The sequence below is a fragment of the Paenibacillus sp. FSL H8-0175 genome, from assembly GCF_045040615.1.
Classification (GTDB): Bacteria; Bacillota; Bacilli; order Paenibacillales; family Paenibacillaceae; genus Paenibacillus_AQ; species Paenibacillus_AQ odorifer.
Genome location: NZ_CP150299.1, coordinates 1,692,362 through 1,708,864, shown reverse-complemented (window position 1 = coordinate 1,708,864; position 16,503 = coordinate 1,692,362). Strand labels below are relative to the sequence as shown.

The following is a 16,503-nucleotide window of genomic DNA, read 5'->3' as shown; positions in this document are numbered from 1 at the left end:
TACATTTCCAATATCCGTCAATACATAAAATGCAGCCAAAACAAAAAGCAACTCATCCGCAGACAAGTTGCTTTTTAGACACGCTATTCCCCCTTCCATTGCTTCTATCATCCTCAGGTTAATTGGTAATTACCCATTGTTGTCGATCAAGAGTAGGATCAAGCTCGCTAAGGGACAGTGTCGACCCATCCGCTGATACTTCCAGCGCTTTCTTATGATGAGCAGAAATAATACTTACGGTACCATCATCATTTTTGTGAAAAATCCAACGCTGATTGTTATATCCGAGATAAGGGTATAACTGGATTTTATTTTGCCCTGTGTCTAGATCAAGCGCCTGACCGGCTGTTGTACGAATAGAATAGGAGCCTGCATCGTCCCCCGTCGGCACGAATACCCACTTCTGATCCGTAAAATCATTCGCATCCTTCAGTGTAACAGCTTCACCATTTGCGAGATTTGCTGTATAAAGGGATTTCTGTAGTTCTGCATTTACTAGACTGGAAGTGGTCAAATTATCCGGTGTTGCTCCGCTCACGTTAACGTTTTGATATGAAGCATATCCGCCAAATACATGTAGTCCAAAGCGGCCTTCTGCAAATGTGCCGTCCTGGAGGTCGATCACTTTCTGCCCATCCACATAAACCACGATATGCGGGCCCTTCGCTTCGATTTTCACTTTGTAGGTTTGACCCGGCTGAATGAACGTCGGAACTTTTACTAGAATCTGACGCTCTTCAATACGGCCGTCGATTTTATAAAACAGACGGATGGACTTCATATTCGGATCCAGATTTAAGTAGTATCCGCTGCGTCCATCTTCGCTGGCACGGAACAACATAGAGCCTGCTCCTCCGGATTTCCCTAACATCATCTCTGCTTCATAAGTAAAATCTGCTGCCTGCTTCTCTGCGATATAATTCGCGTCACTCAAGTAATTTCCACGAATCCCATTTTCACCAATGACCCAGGAGGCTGCAGATAGATCTTTAGTCCACCCACTTAAGTTCGTATGAAATTCACCCCCAGATACCTTAACTAATAAGCTAGCCGATGTCTTCCCATTTGGAGTAGAGACGGTAATGATAGACTCGCCTTCTTTTTTAGCTACAAGGGTTGCCTGGGATTTATCCACCACGTTTAGTTCAACAACATCCTTGTTACTGGAATTCCATTTAAGCGGCTGTGCCCCATTACCGGTACCATTCTCTACCATCGCCAAAAGTATGTCGCTTTGCCCCTTGCTCAGTTCGCGATCACTTGTATCCATCATTATCTTGGTAGCTGAGCCCGTCTCCTGATTCCATACAGAGCCTAACTGATTCACCTTCAGAGATACGACTTTTACGTTGCCTCCTTTGGTGTAAAAACTCAAAGCTCTGCTGGCTGGATCCGGAAAAATGACGTCAGAGAAAACAACTTTACCGTTGTTGCCAAAAACCTCAATAGAAGACTCATCTACAAGGATACGCATCTTAACTCGCTTGTTCTCCGTTTGCATTGCCGCTTCATGTCTTGTACTAAATAGACTCGAAAAATCCGTCAAACCAGATGCAGACCGATTCACGAAAATCCGACCCTCACCAGGTTTATATCCAACAACCGTTTTTTGACTTCCCCCTACACGAACGTTAAAGCCAAATTCACTAACCTGACTACCTGCTGGAATTTCTACTTCAGCTTCAATTTCGTATGCACCAGAGGTAACCCCTTTCAATAAATTCTGAGAAGAAGGACTCACCTCTTTGTTAGCAGTAGAAAACAGCTGACTACGTAGCGTTTCCAACTCCTTGATCGGACTTTGTGTGAGCTGAATCCCATCTTTTGTCGTTACTAATGAGACTTCTCTTGGGATTGACAGTACGCCTTTCCAATGGGTTGTTGGAAAAGCAAACGGATAGTCCCAGTTTGTCATCCACGCCATCATTACACTGCGATGATCTGGCATGTTCGAAAAAGACATTGAAGCGTAGAATTCTTTTCCAAAATCTGTTCGCAATACTTTCCCTGCCGGATTATCATTAACGAATTTACCTTCCGCTGTTAAATGACCCACAAAATATTCAGCATCTGATCCGCCTGTTTTTGAATTCGCTCCTGTACTAATCATCAGAACCCATTTCTTCTGTGATGTTCCGTCTACCGAAAGCTGAAGCAAATCCGGACATTCCCATACACCGCCGCGAACATAGTCCCCGTATCCCCAACTATCTGTCAGGGTCCAATCAAGTAGATTTGTTGAAGTAAAGAAACGAATATGGTCTCCACCGGATACAACCATTACCCACCTGTTATTGTCGTTATCACGAATCACTTTCGGATCACGGAAATCCCAGCCTCCCGGCTCCCCTCCATTATCGCCTGGATTTCCGATAACCATTGGACGCGTCTTGGAATATTCCCAAGTACGACCTTGGTCCTTGCTGTATGCAAGACCGATACGCTGATTCCCATTCGGGCCATCGGGATTATAGGAAGTGTAGTAGGCAATTAGACCTTTACCTCCTGAATCCCCGAACAAACCTGATGCATTCGTCAAATCTGCCACAGCTGATCCAGACCAGACATGCCCATGATCATTCCACGGCAGCGCAATCGGAAGCCGCTTCCAGTTCAGCATATCCTTACTGACAGAATGTGCCCAAGTGCCTCCGTCCTGATGGAATAGATGATATTCACCTTCGAAGTAGACAAGTCCGTTCGGATCACTGGCAGAACCACGAATTGGCGTATAGTGGTATTGAGGACGATATTTTTCACTATAATAATTGCTGGCATCCGTCACATAGGTATCCTGGAAGTAAGCTGTTCCCTGTTTAACAACGATTCCTGCATATCCATCGGTATAGGTTTCATCTGTTAGATCGATTGCGGCCGGGGTGTATCCGTCTAGAAAGACCTGAATTCTGTTTCCCTTCGCCTTTATCTCTACATGATGTTTTGCTCCGGCCTGACTTGGATAGGTATGCTGTGAACTTGCAATCGTTGTTCCGTTAGCTTTCGTCAGACTTACACGAACCTGATTTCCTTCCTTCGTAAGGGCTGCTTCATATCCCTTTGTTCCATCAGCCGATGAACGAAAGGCGAGCGCTGCAACAGAATCAGGACGAAGAGATAGATTTCCTTCATATACAAAATCAGCAGCTTGTTTGTTATAAATTTGCTGTGACTTACTCTGGTTTACTACCATTCCTTTCTTGCCGTTGATATTAGGCTGCCATTGTCCTTTATTTGTAACCACAGCACCCAAATTCCCTTTCAGGTCGCTTACGATAATATTTTGGAACAAAACAGAACCATTCCATACATTGAGTCCCAGCTTACCAGTACGATACGCATCATCCTGAACCTCAATCACAGGTTTATATTCATTGTCCCAATATACTTTCAGTGATGAACCCTCTGCTTTCACCTTGAGATGATAGATCTCTTCTGCCTTAACAGTAACCTTCCGCTCCTCTTTTAATTTCCCTTCACCATCACTTGCGTCTCGTAAGCGGATCATACCTGCATTCGGAACAATTTGGAGCATGTAGGAACCCCAGCCATCTTCATTAGAACGGAACAATAAGGTCGCGTCCGCTTGCATATCCTTGATCATGACATCAGCTTCATAGATAAAATCCCCTGACACCGTTTCGGAGATTGCCATTACATTTTCTTGTGGATCGGAAGTCAGTAAAATCCCTTCCACAGTATCCGCCAACTTACCTTTTCCTTTTATTTGCCAACCTGTCAAGTTTGTGTTTGTTTTGGTTACGCTTTCAAAAATAGAAAGCCCCTCCTTAGCTTGTTTACTTACCTCCTGATCAGCGGGCGCAGCCCAACCCGTACCGGGATTCGCTACATATATGCCTGCGAAAGTCATAACAAATCCTGTTGCCATGAGAAAGGATAAAATTACTTTTCCCTTATTAACCATCCTCTTCACCCTCTTTTTCTATCATCAATCATTTCTTTTATTGTAAAATAAGAAGGAGGCCAATTCATTGCACTGACCTCCTCTCTATATTCTTTTACAATTGAGCAGAACTCTAACTTTCCAGTGCTGTGAGTCCAAGAGCGAGAGCACCACATAATCCCGCCTGTTGGCCTAGTCCTGGTGGAACGATATACTCATCTATGTGTTCCAAAATAGTACTTGAGCTGACATAACCGTTCAGGTTCTGTAGCACGGCCTGCCGAATAAGTGGAAACAATTGGGACTGCTGCATAACACCACCACCCAGAATGATTTTCTGAGGAGAGTTAAGCAATATAGCACCCGTAATCGACTGCGCAATATAAAATGCTTCCATTTCCCATGCAAGGTGATCTATAGGAAGTTCATGTCCCTTCTTCCCCCACCTTGCTTCAATAGCAGGACCTGCCGCCATCCCTTCTAGGCAGTCCCCATGATAGGGACATCCCCCTGGGAATTCATCTTCAGGATGGCGTCTTGTAAGAACATGACCCCCTTCAGGATGCACAAGACCATGAATAAGTTTGCCTTCTGAATACACTCCCACACCAACACCTGTGCCAACTGTATAGTACAAACAGCTGGATAACCCTTGGGCTACGCCCCATTTGGCTTCACCAAATGCCGCTGCATTGACGTCCGTGTCCCAGCCAAAGGGAACCAAAAAGTTTCTTTTCAAAGTGCCCAGCATATCGTAATTTCCCCAACCTGGTTTTGGTGTTGTTGTAACGTAACCATACGTCGGGCTATCTGGGCGTATATCGATTGGACCAAACGATCCAATTCCGATAGCTTCTACTGGTTTGTCTTGAAAATATTGAATAACTTTGGGCAACGTCAACTCAGGATGTTCTGTCGGGAAACTGATCTGATCTTCAATGATCCCATTTTCATTCCCGATGCCACATATAAACTTCGTTCCGCCAGCTTCAATCGCTCCTATACGCATATACAAGACTCCTCTCGGTGACTAATTCTTGTCTTGCTCAGCAGAGAGAGTAAGCTCATAGATATCCAGGGAAATCAGCAAGTCATTCTCATTTTCTGCAAACACAGCAATACCTTTAGATTCTAGTCCAGGGAATATAAGATCCGTAATCACTGCCTGGCCTCTATTACTAAACGCCTCAACGGAAGAGCGATCCACATAAATACGGAGATCATTTGACTCATCAAGCGCTGCGAGTTTGGCTGAATGATGTCCTACGAAATGTTCATGGAAATCATGCTGGCCCGAAGCCTTCCGGTCTACATAAAGTTCCTCTGTCTCACCGTTGATACCGATCACTGTTTGTTCATCCGCACCAATTCTTACTTTGAAACCTACAGATTTACCCCTAGCGAACTCAGCTATAATCTCATAAGATTCCAAGTGAATCTCTTTAAGAAGAGTATTGATTTCTTGCACCGTTGCATTTTTTATGGAAAGGACTTGTACACGAGCTGATTCCAACTCTTGGACCGGCTTCTGCACAAGAAAGGTTCCCCCTTGTCTTGATTCGAGCTGAAGTTCTCTTGCAATTGTCATCGCGCCACGGAATTCTTCTGCTGGCGTCTTGTTAGCATACATCCAGTTGCTCATCCAGCCGATAAATAGCCTTCTTCCATCTTCCGCCGGTATATCGGACCAGCTTACACCTGCATAGTTATCTCTTCCATAATCAAGCCAGCGGACTTTTATCGAATCTTCATCTGGCGTGAACACTTCTCCATCAAAATCCCCTGTAAAATACTGTGTTCTTGATCCTTCCACAAAAGCGGGATCCGCACCGATGCTCACTAGCATCACCCATTTCGTGTTCGAAGGATCGCCATCAATGGCCAGCGGGAACAAGTCCGGGCATTCCCATACCCCGTCATGAGAACCGATTCCTTCTCCGAATTCACTGGCAAATGTCCAGTTCATCAGATCAGGAGAATGATATAGACACACCGTTTGACCACAAGCTACAATCATCACCCATTGATTAGTATCTTTATTCCAAAATACTTTCGGGTCACGGAAATCAATGAATGTATCATGTTCAAGCACCGGGTTTCCATCATATTTCGTCCAGGTTCTTCCGTTATCCTTACTATAAGCCAAGCTTTGACGCTGAATGGCTGGCTTGCCTTCCGGCATATCCAAATGGTGTGTAAAAATCGCTACTAGACCTGGTTTATCTTCAAAAAATCCAGTCGTATTATTCCAGTCAACTACGGCACTGCCGGAAAAAATCATACCTAACTCATCTGGAGCAAGAGCGATAGGCAGCTCCTCCCATGTAACCAGATCCTTGCTGACCGCATGGCCCCAGTGCATAGCGCCCATAGTCATTCCACCTGGATGGTGCTGGAAGAACAAATGATATTCACCCTCAAAATAAACCATTCCGTTTGGATCATTCATCCACTTTTCCTTAGGGGAAAAATGATACACTCCGCGGTAATTTTGTTTCGCAATCGTAGACATTATTGTTTTCTCCTTTACTCCCGAACACGGTCTTTACCGCATATTATTTATAGTTTATTATTTGCTTGCTCTGTCATAGCCGCCTTGTTTAATTTCAAGCCATTCTTGCAGGCCCAGACGGTCCAATTCTTTCAAATATTCATCCCACTGCGCTTCGACTTTACCATTTTGGTACCATTCAGTACGCATTCTAAGCACGTAGGCAAACAGATCCGTCTCAATTGTCGTAAGGCGATCAAGCTCTTGAATAGAATGGAATACACTCGGCATTACGTTTTCTGCTTTCATTTTAGGCGCCATGATGTTCTTGATAATATCCATTCTGCCTTTGGCATCATCCGGCATGGTTGTGTATTTGCCATAATAGGAATCAAGGATAGCTAAGGGTCCACCGACACTTGTTTTCTCACGTAGTTCTACAGGAGCTGCACCCTCCAGCGGCAAATGCTTCAGCATTTCTTTTTCTTTATCAAATTCGAAGATATTTTGCTGTTTATCGTCTCCATACGTTCCCCAGTTGTTCTGTACAGATTGAATCGGATCGTAGAGTTGATCAACCCATTTCGCTGTCGTTTCTAAGTTCTTATTGGCGCTAGTAACAACCATCTTACCTCTGCCCAAACCAAGCGCGTTCGTTCTTGTTACGTTAACTTCACCATCTGGTCCAGCAAGTGGAGGCATAACCTCGTAAATGTCATTTGCTCCAGTGATGTTGGCTTTATCCCATGAGAAGTAAAGTCCGTATCTCTGATCCTTCCCTTTTGCAAGGTAAGTACTCCAGTCCTGTGTATAGGCTTCAATATCAATGAGTCCTTCTTTATACAGCTCGTTAATAAAAGAAACGGCTTCTTTGTAATCATCTTGTGCCGCCGTAAATATTACCTTCCCATCATTGCTTACAACCGCGTGGTCGGGGTTCTCCCCCAATCCGAATGAAGCAAATAGGAAAACCAGATCTTCTGCTCCAGGCTTGTTAATAAAGGACAAAGGAATTTCGTCAGCCTTACCATTGCCATTTGGATCTTTTGTCTTGAAGGCAATTAATACTTCTTTTAATTCTTCTGTTGTTGTAGGCATATCAAGGCCCAGCTTCTCAAGCCATTCCACATTGATCCAAGGCATACTGTCTACCGCCTGGATTCTTTCTTTGCCATTGCCCAGCTCTTCGATCCACGGAAAGGCATAAATATTACCGTCTGGTGCCGTAATCATACTCTTGTATTCCGGTGCTTCTTCCAGCACCTTTTTGAAGTTGGGCATATTGTTCTCGATAAGCTCATTCAGCGGAATAATGGCACCATCTTTAGCAAGCTTGAGCAGCTCATAGTCGCTATAGTCCGCATTAAAAATTGCATCAGGAAGATCGCCGCTTGCCACAGCCAAGTTTCTTTTTTCAACAAATACGTCTTTCGTGAAATTCTTCCAATTAATATGAACATTCGTCTTTTCTTCAAGACGCTTATTAATCAGTTTTTCATTTGGATCAACGGGTGCAAGTGGAGAGCTTTGCGTAATAAAGTTCAAAGTTACTTTACCGCTGGCGTCCTGTTCTTTACTAGCTGCACTTCCCCCTCCTCCTCCGCCACCGCATGCAGTAAGGAACATAAACGAAGCAAGTACAGATGCAGAAGCTACTTTCGTTGATACTCTTGATTTCTTAATTCTTTTCATAGGGTATGACCTCCAAATTAGATATGAATGAATTAATCTTTATCTATGTGCAGCCTGTTTCCTACTTAAGGGAACCGACCATAACACCTTTTTCAAAGTACTTCTGGAAGAACGGATACATAACAATAAGTGGCAAACTGGAAACAACAATGGCAGCGTACTTGATGATTTCAGACAATCGTTTCATTTCCGCCATGGCGAGTTGATCGCTGATCATGCCCGGATCTACCTGATTCTGGATCAAGATGGACCGCAACACGAGCTGCAGTGGATGAAGATTCGGATTATCTAAATAGATCATGGCGTCAAAGTAGGAATTCCACTGGCCCACAAAAGCATAAAGAGCGAGCACGAAAACAATCGGTTTGGAGAGCGGTAATACGACACTGAAGAAAATCCGCATCTCCGAAGCTCCGTCTACATTAGCGGCTTCCTTCATTTCATTCGGTACTCCTTTGAAGAAAGTTCTAGAGAGAATGATGTTCCATACATTGACTGCCCCTGGAATAATCACCGCCCAGACTGTATCAAGCAGACCAAGGTTCTTAACGAGCAGGTATGTAGGTATAAGCCCACCCCCAAAGAACATGGTGATAATAAACAAGGTCATGAAGAATCCTTTTCCTTTGAGCCTGTCATCAGACAGTGCGTACCCTGCACAGATTGAGACGAGAACGGTAAGCATAGCAAATGAAACAGAGTATAAAACAGAGTTTCCAAAACCTCGGATCATGGCCGGATTAGAAAGAATTTTTATATACCCTTCTAATGACCAGTCCGAAAGGTTGAATGATAATCCTTTACTGAGCAGAACTGATGGATCCATAAAAGATGCAATCACTACATAAATCAAAGGAAGTACAATGATAAGTACGGCCAGTGTCAGGAAGATCGCGTTCAGCACGACGATAAAGCGATCTAATCCGGAATGTTTAATGGGCATAGCTTGTTGCTCCTTTCTTAGTAAAGACCTTCGCCCTCATTCAATTTCTTCACGGTAAAGTTAACGGTGATGAGCAAGACGATGTTGATGATAGAGTTAAACAATCCTACTGCGGCTGAATAGGCATAATCGCCCGACTGCAAACCAATTTTATAAACGTAAGTCGGAATGATTTCTGAGGTTGGCAAGTTCATCGCCGTTTGCATGAGATAGGCTTTTTCGAAGCCAATGGACATAATCCCACCAGCTGCAAGGATAAATACAATAGCCATAATTGGACGAATGGTTGGCAAATCGATATTGCGTATTCTTTGTAGAAGATTAGCGCCGTCAAGATTGGCTGCATTATGTAACTCAGGATCGACATTAGCAAGCGCTGCTACATAAATAATGGATGCCCAACCGGCTCCGGTCCAAATATCGGACAGAATGTAGATCGAACGGAAGTACTCCGGACGAGACATGAACATGATTGGTTCACCTGTAAGCCACGTAAAAAACTGGTTAATCGGTCCCGTTGGGGACAAGAAGATAAACAACATCCCGACCACAACGACAACAGAAATAAAGTTAGGTGCATACAAGAACAACTGAATGTTCTTTTTGACGCCTGCACGGCGAATTTGATTTAACATCAACGCAAGCAGGATTGGAATTGGAAAACTCAGAATTAATCCAAAAAAACTTAATTTAAGCGTATTCATAAAGATAACTTCGAAGTTGGGGGATGACAGGAATTTCTCGAAGTTGTACAAGCCTACCCATTCACTCCCCATAATCCCTTTGATTGGGCTGAAATCTTTAAAGGCGATAATCGCACCATACATAGGACCGTATTTAAAAATCAGGGTCAGGATCACAGCTGGTGCGAGCAAAATATAAAGAAAGTAGTATTTCTTTAGATAGTCTAGTAAGGAGCTCTTATGTTTGGTCACCATTGTTCTGTGTTCAGCTTCTATTAGGTTTTGCAATGCCTTTACCTCCGTTCTTATCAATGTTTATATCTTGATGCAGTAAGGGCTTTCAATTGGCTTATGTCCTGCTGCTTTTACAATTTACCAAACACTTAATCGTTCGTCAATACATTTTGTAAAAATATTTATGTGCATTTGACAAAATATTTTGTTCATAAATGACGCTTTAAATTTTACAAAATTACAAATACAGCCAATTTAAATAGGATTATATACTTTAAAGTCAACATATTCTCATGAAGATGAAAATAACAATACCTTTTTTGCACATTTATCCGCTGATAAAATGTAAACTAAATTGTGCATTTGTAAATATCATATTGCTATTTTGAGTAAACTAATATACATTAAAGAGAGTTGGAATCATGCCAAACAGTACACTATTTGTGGCGAAGGTTAAGAACAAGAATATAGAGGTGAATTACATAGATGGCCAGGGAAAAAGTAACCATACAAGACATCGCGGATGCTTTAGGAATCTCTAGAAATACAGCTTCCAAAGCCTTAAATGGAACGAATGGTATACCTGATGAAACCAGAAACAAGGTTATAAAGAAAGCGATAGAGTTAAAATATAAACAATTTGCTTTTATGGACACCGAGAGTGTTCAACCAAGAAACTCTGGAAACATCGCTTTATTAACAGAAAACTTACCTAACACTTCCCACTTTGGATCGAAACTGATCAGTGGCATGGAGAAACGAATCAGCGCGGAAGGATATAATTTATCCATGCACATTATAAGAGACATTGATCAGGAGTCCTTGTCTCTTCCAAATAATTTTGATGTCGCCAATGTAGACGGAATTATTTGTATTGAGTTGTTCAATTCCGAATATAGTAAGCTGATTACAAGTCTAGGCATTCCAACTATTTTCATCGACTGCTCTGCCGATATCTGCTACCCTGAATTCCAAGCAGATGTACTTCTCATGGAAAATGAACACAGCACATATCAACTTACAAAAAAGTTAATTGATGGCGGTTACACATCACTGGGATTCATCGGAGACTATAATCACTGTAGGAGTTTTAACGAAAGATGGGTGGGCTTTAATCGCGCATTGATAGAATCTGGGATTCAGCTTGATCTCTCACAATGTATTCTCGATGACGATAGACTATTTTTTTCGAGTCCGGAGTGGGCAGATGCTAAGCTAAGCCAAATCAATCAGCTTCCTTCTGCTTTCGTGTGTGCTAACGATTATATTGCGGTTACCTTTATGAAGTCACTCAAAAATATGCTTTCCATTCCTAATGACCTCGTCATTTGTGGTTTTGATAATGGTCCTGAATCAAGCATTGTAGAACCCCATCTCACCACTGTTCATATTTATAGTAATCAGATGGGTGTCAAAGCAGCTGAAATGCTACTTTCCCGAATTCATGATCCGAAGCAACCCTATCAGGTTTCTCATATTTATACCAAACTCATCCTAAGAGAATCTACACCTAATATCAGTTGATGAATTTAAAAAGAACCCAAGCGATTAAAAATTCCGTCGCTGGGGTTCTTTTTTTTCGTTGAATTGTTCCAATTACAATTTCCTGTATTTATAATCCCACAATTAGTTCAAGGAAGGATTGTATTCTTCATAAGAAAGAACAATATGCTCACTTTTTAGCAGACAATGCTCTATGATCGCCTTACGTTTCGCTTTCAGGACAATTTGTTCAATATCAGCAAAACTGCAACCGGAAAGACGTTCGCATGTTTCCTCCAGCAGCCCAGCTTCACTTTCAAAGTCATTAATTAACAGTTCGACATATTGACGCCTACTTGATTCATCCGGGTTAGCATAAATCATTTTTGTATCAAACCTTCTCCAAATAGCTCTATCCAGTTCATTTTCTAGGTTCGTCGCTGCTACAAAAATGCTATTGTCACCAAAATCATCGAGACATTGCAGCAGTGTATTCACCGCACGAGCCATTTCTTTAACCTCGTCATTACTCTCCCGTGTTCTTGCAATGGCATCAAACTCATCCAGGAAAAGAACACAAGGAGATGCTTTGGCATACTCAAATATTTTCCGGATATTACTTCCAGTCTCGCCCAAATGACTGTGAATAATTGCATCAAGTCGAACTAGGATAAGTGGAAGCTCCAGCATTTGAGCCATATAAAATGCCGTCAGTGTTTTCCCTGTGCCCGGTGGACCATACATAACCACTTTATTGGGAATTGGAACTCGATGCTCTTCAAATCTTTCCCTCATACCTAAGATTGTGATGAATTCTTCGACAATCTTTCGATTCATATCGGGTAGGATCAAATGTCTAACCTTTTTGGCACATTCTTTGGGTGTATAATAGGTACCCATATCAATCCCTTTTGCTCTGGGTAGACGTTGATTGGTGCTGCTTTTATTCATTATTTATTGAAGCTCCTTTAAAATGGTTATTTTCAAGAAATCCAAAAGATCCTTTCTGAATCCAGTTCAACCTGCTCTAATTGCCGTTCGAAGTCCTCGTGAGGAACGATAGAGTCCGCTTGTGACCATTCGTTATCCACAAATCAATTCATCTTCCACATTGTATTTATTCGTAATTATTACGATTTAAAATATCATACTTTCTTTTTGTTTATTATGTCAACCAGTAGCACAAAAAAGAGCCTTTATAATTCCAAGGCTCTTTTAGGGTATATCTATTAAATCGGCCATCCAGGCAAAGCAGAAGTTCCAGCATTTTGCGTTCACATATTGTAAGTCCTGGCTAGCTTGGACTTAGCTCTGAGCCGGGTGAATTCCTTAGTTACCAGGATTACCGTCCACACTACAACCACAGAATCAATTACAAGCGAACCCCAATATACTCCGGAGACGCCTAACCATCTTGGCAAAACAATCATCACTGGCACATAAAAAACAAGTTGTCTGGTGATGCCGATAACGGCCGCCGGTTTCCCTTTATTAATCGCAGGGAAAAAGGTCATGGCCATAAAAATGAGCGACAATAACGGCAGAACCGCCATGTTCAACCGGAAATATAACATTTCGCTGGTCTTAAAGATTTGATCCGGCAGCATCAGCCCCAGAATGGAAGCCGGCGAGATCATGGAAATTATCCAGAAAGGCAAAGTCAGCAGCATGGAAACGAGTGTGAATATTTTATAGGCTTTGATGGCGCGCTCATACTGTTCTGCTCCAAAATTTATGCCGATGACTGGCTGCAAGGCGCGCATTAATCCGAATATCGGCGTCAACAGGAAGGTGAATACACGAAAAACCACTCCATAAAATGCAATACCTGCTGTAGTCCCGTATCTCGACAGTGCATTAAATACTACAACAGCCTGTACCAGATTCATAAAGTTCATAATGAAAGAGGACATTCCCAGACCAATTATGGATTTGATTGTGGCAGCATCCCGATAGATTGCAAAGACATTCGTTCGGAATGAGGCAAATCCTTTGCCAAAATAAATCCATCCCAGCAAGGTGTAGACCAGCATCCCGATATTTGTAGCCCAGGCAGCTCCCTCTACTCCAAAATCCAGCCAGGCTACCAGAATATAATTGGACAATACATCAACTGCCAGTCCAATGCCCATTACCACGGCTGCCGATTTCATTTTCCCTTCGGCACGTACAATCATGTTGGCAGCCAGTCCATAAATCCAGAAAAATGAACCAATCACCGTAATTCTAAAATAGCTGTCTCCAAGAGCCAGAGTTTCCCCTTCTCCTCCCATGATTCGCACCAGCTGTGTAGAGAAAAGCAATCCCAATACCATATAGACAAGCGTTACAAGGATGGACAGATAATTAACATTCCCCATCAAACGCTTCTGCATTTCTTTGTCCTGCCTGCCGAGGGCTAAACTTAAAGCAGAACCGGCACCCACCCCAATCAAGGAGCCCAGTCCCAAGCTGATCTGGGTTAATGGATAAGCTACCGAAACCCCAGCCAGTGCTTCCTCTCCGACAAACCTTCCCACAAATACAGCGGCAATAACCGCATTTAAGCCATAGAGGACCATTGCGATGATAGCGGGCCATGATAACTGGACCATAATATTCCAAAGATTACCGTTGAGAATAAAATGCGTCTGCTTGTCTTTGCTGTTGTTTATCTGTGTTACTGTGTTCATAATATGAATTTTCTCTCCTTCTTTTGACTGAATATGCAAAGTCCTCGTTCAAAAATTATACGGGACTCCTTGCATTAACTAGTCTATAAGACATGTTGGCTAGCAACTACCGCAAAAAGGATTGTTTCTATCTCATATAGGATTTTATCTTTGAATTTATATAAATCTCCCCGGAATAGCCCCCTCTCATTTTCATTCCTATTAAAAAACTGCAGCAGGAGTGGTCGCGGCTCCGCAAGTTTCCGGTACATGGTCAATTTTGAATGCTAGGCAATCATTTAGTCCCCCCTACTTAACTCAACAAAAAAAGCAACTTCCCAGTTGGCAAGTTGCTTTTAAAAAAACTCTTTTGTGATAAAGTAACGATGAAAAAAAACGATTGAAGTCAAAAAACGACCTAATAAGCAGCGAACGGATCCGCATTATTCGAAAGGAACTGAGCCCATGTGAATTTGAATTCAGGACTGCCTACAACACTTTCTGCTATATCACCTGGAACAAAAAAAACAGTGAATCCTGCATTAGTCAAGTAGAAGTTATCCAGGTATGCATTAGAATCTTTAGTTAACTTATTGAACAGGTCAATAGAGTAGATAGAAGACTCAGTACCTTTTTGGACTTGTTCTTGAAGTGATTTCTTAATAACCTGACTGTAATTGCTGTTGGATTTCAGCAAATCTCCCAGCTTCATTGTCGTACCATCCTGCAGAGAGTAAGTAAGACCTGTTTGTGAGCCGCCTCCATGAGCTCCGCCGAGGTATTGATAATTGGTAAGCAGGAAGCTAATCACTCCATTTTGATTGTAAGTCACCTTGTAGGCCAGTTCGAAATCGTATGTCGCTCCTTCCGCTGGAGCACCAGACTTAGCCAGTTGTTTTTCCGAGGCATCTAGAAACTTCTGTGCCTGAGCTTTCACCGCTTTATTAATTGCCGCTTCGGCATTTTGATTCGCAAGCTGCGATACAACTGGATATACGATATTGATGGTTACATCCTTATGGGAATTAGAAGACTGGAGTTTACCGGCAGTTATAGTCAGTTCATTCATTCCTGCATTCGTGATATTGACAGTACGGGTTTGTCCGTTCCATTGGGCCAAATATCCGAAAGGTTCAACCAAGGCTTGCACTGCAACAAAAGAAGTTCCTCCGATTACCTGAGCTTCATATCTTTGTCCCAGACCGCTTCCATTTAACTTTACAAGTGCACTGTCGATATCCAATGAATAATTTACAGTATTCTCTCCCAGGGTAAGCTCTACACTATGATTTTTGTTATCGTATTTAACAGCTGCACCTAATGCTTGCGCTGCGTCTTTAAGCGGAATGAGTGTATTACCTAATGGGCTTAGGAAAGCCTGAGTCCCGATTGCTTTACCTTTAACCTGGACATTCACCCTGGAGGTTATTGTTGCAGTAGTGGCTGCAGCATGAACTGATCCGACAGACACGGGTAAAGCCGCCGCTGTGCCAACTGCAGCCAGTGCTGCTGACAATAGAAGTACGGACATCCGCTTTTTAGTTGTGAATTTTTTAACTTGAGTTTCCATTTTGAAGATCTCCTTTTAGTCATTTTCTTACTATCACACTATAATCCCGTCATTTCCCGGATGGTTTACAGTATTTTCAGAAAAAGATTACAATTTTTACATGGAATTCGCTAATCAATGATGCATTGAAACCATAAAGGCAAATCCAAAAAGTGTCCAGTCATTTAGCACATGCACTATAAACGATGTCCAAATGTTTTTAGTCTTAATGTATGGATAGAGCAGAACAATCCGTACAATGCCGATACCGAGAATGGCTTGTGCAATATTCCAATTATAAGTTGGTAAATGGTATGCGCCAAAAATAATGGATACTACAATCCACGCTAAGATAATCGCAGACTTTCTGTTCAGTTTAAGTTTTTTTACTCCTAAGTACAAAATGACTAAGAATGGAAGGATCGTTATTAATTCTTCTCCAAAAAGCATCGGGAGCATTGTCAGGAACGTCGTAATTGTATCGGAAAAATTACCATTGAATCCTTCACTCACTGGATTTGCACTAAAATTAAATAATTTCGTAATAATAAAACCAACACCATAGGTCACAATAAGATTTACAATGTACGTCCCAAGAATTAATATAATATCTTTAGCAACTAATTTTCTGAAAAGTAATGTCCACTGACTCCGTGCAACAAAGATAACTGCTGCTAATGGGAAAATCACATTTATAAAAGGATGTCCATAAGTACCTCCAAACCCAATAAGAAACAATGCAAAACCTGCAGCAACAGCTATCAGAAATATTAGGCTGGTTTTCAAATTTAGAGTAGGGGATTGCAGTTCACTGTAGAACGGAAAATCATCATTTTTACGCTCAAATCTAAAAAAATTACTTTTACTCATCATTAAT

The 16,503-nt window shown here is 42.1% G+C and carries 11 protein-coding genes; 1 reads left to right on the top strand and 10 read right to left on the bottom strand.

Annotation, left to right across the window (positions count from 1 at the left end; all coding sequences use genetic code 11):
* Positions 1 to 118 precede the first annotated feature (118 nt).
* From MHH46_RS07395 to MHH46_RS07370, 6 genes are all read right to left on the bottom strand, one after another.
* A complete protein-coding gene (locus tag MHH46_RS07395) occupies positions 119 to 3,886 on the bottom strand; it encodes a GH32 C-terminal domain-containing protein (RefSeq protein ID WP_405132582.1) in 3,768 nt (1,255 codons plus the stop codon).
* Between the two features lie 148 nt (positions 3,887 to 4,034).
* Positions 4,035 to 4,910 carry an ROK family protein gene (locus MHH46_RS07390; protein ID WP_076193503.1) on the bottom strand — a complete coding sequence of 292 codons (876 nt, stop codon included), beginning with the start codon at positions 4,908 to 4,910 and terminating at the stop codon, positions 4,035 to 4,037.
* A gap of 21 nt (positions 4,911 to 4,931) precedes the next feature.
* Entirely contained in the window at positions 4,932 to 6,413 is a 1,482-nt protein-coding gene (locus MHH46_RS07385) for a glycoside hydrolase family 32 protein (RefSeq protein ID WP_076193506.1), read from the bottom strand.
* A gap of 57 nt (positions 6,414 to 6,470) precedes the next feature.
* Positions 6,471 to 8,084, bottom strand: a complete 1,614-nt coding sequence (locus MHH46_RS07380) for an ABC transporter substrate-binding protein (RefSeq protein ID WP_076193509.1) — start codon at positions 8,082 to 8,084, stop codon at positions 6,471 to 6,473.
* Positions 8,085 to 8,145: 61 nt separating this feature from the next.
* A complete protein-coding gene (locus tag MHH46_RS07375; protein WP_036675818.1) occupies positions 8,146 to 9,027 on the bottom strand; it encodes a carbohydrate ABC transporter permease in 882 nt (293 codons plus the stop codon).
* Between the two features lie 17 nt (positions 9,028 to 9,044).
* The gene (locus MHH46_RS07370) at positions 9,045 to 9,965 is read right to left on the bottom strand and encodes a sugar ABC transporter permease (RefSeq protein ID WP_076193591.1); all 921 of its coding nucleotides are present in this window, start codon (positions 9,963 to 9,965) and stop codon (positions 9,045 to 9,047) included.
* A gap of 465 nt (positions 9,966 to 10,430) precedes the next feature.
* Between MHH46_RS07370 and MHH46_RS07365 the strand changes: the two genes are divergently transcribed.
* The gene (locus tag MHH46_RS07365) at positions 10,431 to 11,468 is read left to right on the top strand and encodes a LacI family DNA-binding transcriptional regulator (RefSeq protein WP_076185350.1); all 1,038 of its coding nucleotides are present in this window, start codon (positions 10,431 to 10,433) and stop codon (positions 11,466 to 11,468) included.
* 102 nt (positions 11,469 to 11,570) lie between these two features.
* On the opposite strand, the gene MHH46_RS07360 is transcribed toward MHH46_RS07365, so the two are convergent.
* The 4 genes from MHH46_RS07360 to MHH46_RS07345 form a co-directional block, all read right to left on the bottom strand.
* Entirely contained in the window at positions 11,571 to 12,377 is an 807-nt protein-coding gene (locus tag MHH46_RS07360; protein WP_179086319.1) for an AAA family ATPase, read from the bottom strand.
* Positions 12,378 to 12,700: 323 nt separating this feature from the next.
* On the bottom strand, positions 12,701 to 14,098 hold the full coding sequence (locus tag MHH46_RS07355) for an MATE family efflux transporter (protein ID WP_076193593.1): 1,398 nt from the start codon (positions 14,096 to 14,098) through the stop codon (positions 12,701 to 12,703).
* A 397-nt stretch (positions 14,099 to 14,495) separates the two neighbouring features.
* Positions 14,496 to 15,647: a PdaC/SigV domain-containing protein gene (locus tag MHH46_RS07350; protein ID WP_076193514.1), complete on the bottom strand. Its 1,152-nt coding sequence runs from the start codon at positions 15,645 to 15,647 to the stop codon at positions 14,496 to 14,498.
* 114 nt (positions 15,648 to 15,761) lie between these two features.
* The gene (locus MHH46_RS07345) at positions 15,762 to 16,499 is read right to left on the bottom strand and encodes a CPBP family intramembrane glutamic endopeptidase (protein WP_076193517.1); all 738 of its coding nucleotides are present in this window, start codon (positions 16,497 to 16,499) and stop codon (positions 15,762 to 15,764) included.
* Positions 16,500 to 16,503 lie beyond the last annotated feature (4 nt).